General features: G+C 48.9%; 2 rRNA genes. Both read right to left on the bottom strand.

What is annotated here, in order from left to right:
• Positions 1-9 precede the first annotated feature (9 nt).
• Positions 10-124 (bottom strand): 5S ribosomal RNA (rrf, locus tag TT12_RS14875).
• Between the two features lie 190 nt (positions 125-314).
• Positions 315-3,175 (bottom strand): 23S ribosomal RNA (locus TT12_RS14870).
• Positions 3,176-3,268 lie beyond the last annotated feature (93 nt).

The following is a 3,268-nucleotide window of genomic DNA, read 5'->3' as shown; positions in this document are numbered from 1 at the left end:
AGAATAGAGAGCTGACGATGACCTACTCTCACATGGACGAATCCACACTACCATTGGCGCAATGATGTTTCACTTCTGAGTTCGGGAAGGGATCAGGTGGTGCCATCATGCTATTGTCGTCAGCAAAGGGGGTTAGATATGAGTCTGTTATTTTTATTGTTTGACTATAAGTGTTTAGTTTATGGTCGATCAACTGGTAACCTAACTGAATCAAGGTTAAAGGTGATATCGAAATATTCTTTCTTTTATTCTAAAGCTTTCGCTTATACAAGATAGATTAATTAGAGCTTTCATACAAACCACTTGGGTGTTGTATGGTCAAGCCAAACGAGCAATTAGTACAGGTTAGCTACATGCATCGCTGCACTTCCACACCCTGCCTATCAACGTCGTAGTCTTCAACGGCTCTTTAGGGAAATCTAATCTTGAGGTGGGCTTCCCGCTTAGATGCTTTCAGCGGTTATCCCATCCGAACGTAGCTACCGGGCAATGCCACTGGCGTGACAACCCGAACACCAGAGGTTCGTCCACTCTGGTCCTCTCGTACTAGGAGCAGATCCTCTCAAATTTCCAACGCCCACGGTAGATAGGGACCGAACTGTCTCACGACGTTCTAAACCCAGCTCGCGTACCTCTTTAAATGGCGAACAGCCATACCCTTAGGACCTGCTTCAGCCCTAGGATGAGATGAGCCGACATCGAGGTGCCAAACACCGCCGTCGATATGAACTCTTGGGCGGTATCAGCCTGTTATCCCCAGAGTACCTTTTATCCGTTGAGCGATGGCCCTTCCATACAGAACCACCGGATCACTAAGACCTACTTTCGTACCTGCTCGACTTGTGGGTCTCGCAGTTAAGCGCGCTTTTGCCTTTATACTCTACGACCGATTTCCGACCGGTCTGAGCGCACCTTCGTACTCCTCCGTTACTCTTTAGGAGGAGACCGCCCCAGTCAAACTACCCACCATACATTGTCCTCGGTATTGTTATACCTGAGTTAGAACCCCAACATGACCAGGGTGGTATTTCAAGATTGGCTCCACCGAGACTAGCGTCTCGGCTTCAAAGCCTCCCACCTATCCTGCACAAGTCAGGTCAAAGTTCAATGTAAAGCTGTAGTAAAGGTTCACGGGGTCTTTCCGTCTAGCCGCGGGTACACAGCATCTTCACTGCGATTTCGATTTCACTGAGTCTCTGCTGGAGACAGCGCTGCCATCATTATGTCATTCGTGCAGGTCGGAACTTACCCGACAAGGAATTTCGCTACCTTAGGACCGTTATAGTTACGGCCGCCGTTTACTGGGGCTTCGATCAAGAGCTTCGCTTACGCTAACCCCATCAATTAACCTTCCAGCACCGGGCAGACATCACACCCTATACGTCCACTTTCGTGTTTGCAGAGTGCTGTGTTTTTAATAAACAGTTGCAGCAGCCTGGTATCTGCGACTGCCAACAGCTCAAGGAGCGTGTCCTATCACCATCAGCAGCGTACCTTCTCCCGAAGTTACGGTACCATTTTGCCTAGTTCCTTCAGCAGAGTTCTCTCAAGCGCCTTGGTATTCTCTACCTGATCACCTGTGTCGGTTTAGGGTACGATTCGTTTATAACTATTGCTTAGAAGCTTTTCCTGGAAGCATGGTATTTGCCACTTCACTGTACAAGTACAGCTTGCTATCAGATCTCAGCCATGTAACAACCCGGATTTACCTAAGTTGTAAGCCTACATCCTTTCACCTGGACAACCAACGCCAGGCTGACATAACCTTCTCCGTCCCTCCATCGCATTATAAACAAGTATCGGAATATTAACCGATTTCCCATCGACTACGCCTTTCGGCCTCGCCTTAGGGGTCGACTCACCCAGCCCCGATTAACGTTGGACTGGAACCCTTGATCTTCCGGCGTGCGAGCTTTTCACTCGCATTATCGTTACTCACGTCAGCATTCGCTCTTGTGATACCTCCAGCATGCCTTACGACACACCTTCACAGGCTTACACAACGCTCCCCTACCACTTGAAAACAAATTCAAATCCGCAGCTTCGGCTCCTAGTTTGAGCCCCGTTACATCTTCCGCGCGGGCCGACTCGACTAGTGAGCTATTACGCTTTCTTTAAAGGATGGCTGCTTCTAAGCCAACCTCCTAGCTGTCTATGCCTTCCCACCTCGTTTCCCACTTAACTAGGAATTTGGGGCCTTAGCTGGCGGTCTGGGTTGTTTCCCTCTCCACAATGGACGTTAGCACCCACTGTGTGTCTCCCGGATATCACTCATCGGTATTCGGAGTTTGCATCGGTTTGGTAAGTCGGTATGACCCCCTAGCCGAAACAGTGCTCTACCCCCAATGGTGTTCGTCCGAGGCGCTACCTAAATAGCTTTCGGGGAGAACCAGCTATCACCGAGTTTGATTAGCCTTTCACCCCTATCCACAAGTCATCCCCTGGCTTTTCAACGACAGTGGGTTCGGTCCTCCGGTGCCTGTTACGGCACTTTCAACCTGCTCATGGATAGATCACTCGGTTTCGGGTCTATACCCTGCAACTAAACGCCCTATTAAGACTCGGTTTCCCTACGGCTCCCCTAAACGGTTAACCTTGCTACAGAATATAAGTCGCTGACCCATTATACAAAAGGTACGCGGTCACCCTAATAAATTAAGGCTCCCACTGCTTGTACGCACACGGTTTCAGGTTCTATTTCACTCCCCTCACAGGGGTTCTTTTCGCCTTTCCCTCACGGTACTGGTTCACTATCGGTCAGTCAGGAGTATTTAGCCTTGGAGGATGGTCCCCCCATCTTCAAACAGGATTTCTCGTGCCCCGCTCTACTTAATATGTTAACGCTAATGTTTCGAATACAGGACTATCACCTACTACGGTCAGCTTTCCCACGCTGTTCTTCTACATTAGCATTAATCGGCTTCTCCCCGTTCGCTCGCCGCTACTAGGGGAATCTCATTTGATGTCTATTCCTAAGGGTACTGAGATGTTTCACTTCCCCTCGTTCGCTTCTTGTACAAGTACAAGATACCTACCTTATGGTAGGTGGGTTTCCCCATTCAGAAATCTCCGGATCACAGGATATTGCCGCCTCCCCGAAGCTTATCGCAGGCTGTCACGTCTTTCATCGCCTCTGACTGCCAAGCATCCACCATGTGCGCTTCATTACTTGACCATACAACCCCAAGTAGTCTTTCGACTGCTAAGTGTTATAAAGTCTAATTATGATAACGATATCACCTATGTTTATACGCTTGATTCAGTTCTC

This window comes from Psychrobacter sp. JCM 18903 (assembly GCF_000586475.1).
Classification (GTDB): domain Bacteria; phylum Pseudomonadota; class Gammaproteobacteria; order Pseudomonadales; family Moraxellaceae; genus Psychrobacter.
Note: the sequence above shows the minus strand (reverse complement) of the source record. Positions and strands in the feature narration are given on the sequence as shown.